Below are 1561 nucleotides of genomic sequence, written 5' to 3' on the forward strand. Positions count from 1 at the left end.
GCTTAAGGTCATTGTAATCATTCTGCATTGTATCCCCCTTTACACACGAGCCAGCGGCTGAACAGAAATACCTGAGCCAACAAACGCTGCAATCTTTACTGACAGTTCTTTAACAGACTCAGGCCAGTTCAGAGCATCAACATTTAAGACACCTGTCTTATAGACCTGAGCCTGTGTTTTTTTCGCGGTGTCGATTTGTACAGCGGAAACATAAACCGCTTTACCTACGCTCGAACCATCCCATACCACCAGTGCACCTGTTGCATCTTCCTGCATCAGTGGCGTAAATGCAGGAATTACCCCTTTATTAGCTGAAAAGATCCCCAGCGTAGTCACCAGTGCTTCAGTGCCAGCCATGAGTTCAGTGTAATGAGTAGCCATTGCTCCCCCTTAGCCAATGCGAACGGTAACAAAACGATTGATGCGGGCCGGTATTGGCTGTGGTGCTGAATATGTCTGCACATATTCAATAGCCGGATCACCAGGCACAATATAGTTTTTCGGTGCAAGTTCGGCTTTAGTCAGCCCCATTCGGATTAGCTCCGGATCCTGAATACCGCCATAGGCGACAATCCCCTGAAGAGCCGTATTGCCAAGCACCATCAAATCAGGATCAAGGAAATGTTTTTCTGTTCCGTCCTCGTCGGTATAACGCCCGCTGTAAACAACAATCGCAACATCGCCCATATACCCTTTAAAACTCACCGAATCACCAAGGTCTTTAAGGGCCGTTTCCAGTTCGGAATTAGAACCACGACGGGTATCCAAAGCCTCTTTTATCGCTCTGAATGAACGGTATTTCTTCCATACATTACCACCCATAATGATGATATTAGTGACGCCCTCACTAAATTCTGCGTAGCTCTCAATATCATCATTTGGATCAAAAGTTTCTTTATCCTTACCTGACCACTCAGTACCGCCAGACTGAGTGATGATATTTTGTGGTTTTATATTCCAGTCCAGCTCATAACGTTCAATACCATCGCCCTCAATGATATTTTTCCCCGTTGTGATTGCCTGAACAGCAAGCCATTCAATACGTGCACGAATAGCTTTAGCCTGATTTACAATCGCCTGTTTAACTTTAATATTACGCGCCCCAAAAGCATTGTATTGCTCAGGTGACACACCAGCAGGGCGCACAGCTAACTTATTTGGATCAATGCTGCTTTTCGGCTTCATATAGCCTGGACGAATTGTTTTTGATTCGTACCCTTCGTCACGTGAAACTTTACTACCCACCATAGGAGAACAAAACGCTGCAATTGGGATATTTGGATCGTCGATTGTATCAAGAATAATATCGCGCGATTCAAACATTACCGAGCGAGTAAAAAACAAACTGGTAAATAACGCATTTAGTTGTTTTTGTACATCTACAGCATTAACTACCTGTACAAGCTGAGTAGGTGAATATAAATCAACCATACGCATCCTCTTTGCATTCATTAAAAATAATTGTGGATATATGCTATCACCGATATTTGTCATGCGAACACATGCAACCGAGTGCAATGTTGTATAAAGTTTTGGGGTGACAACTTCAGTGCGGACACGT

Annotated in this window: 2 protein-coding genes; both read right to left on the reverse strand. The window is 43.9% G+C overall.

The window, feature by feature from the left end:
• Nucleotides 1-39 precede the first annotated feature (39 nt).
• Nucleotides 40-381: a head decoration protein gene (locus tag RTW80_RS25085; protein ID WP_000190772.1), complete on the reverse strand. Its 342-nt coding sequence runs from the start codon at nucleotides 379-381 to the stop codon at nucleotides 40-42.
• Nucleotides 382-390: 9 nt separating this feature from the next.
• Nucleotides 391-1431: a major capsid protein gene (locus RTW80_RS25090; protein WP_025693427.1), complete on the reverse strand. Its 1041-nt coding sequence runs from the start codon at nucleotides 1429-1431 to the stop codon at nucleotides 391-393.
• Between the last annotated feature and the right edge of the window lie 130 nt (nucleotides 1432-1561).

The sequence above is a fragment of the Escherichia sp. AM3 genome (genome assembly GCF_032029835.1).
Taxonomy (GTDB): Bacteria; Pseudomonadota; Gammaproteobacteria; order Enterobacterales; family Enterobacteriaceae; genus Escherichia; species Escherichia coli.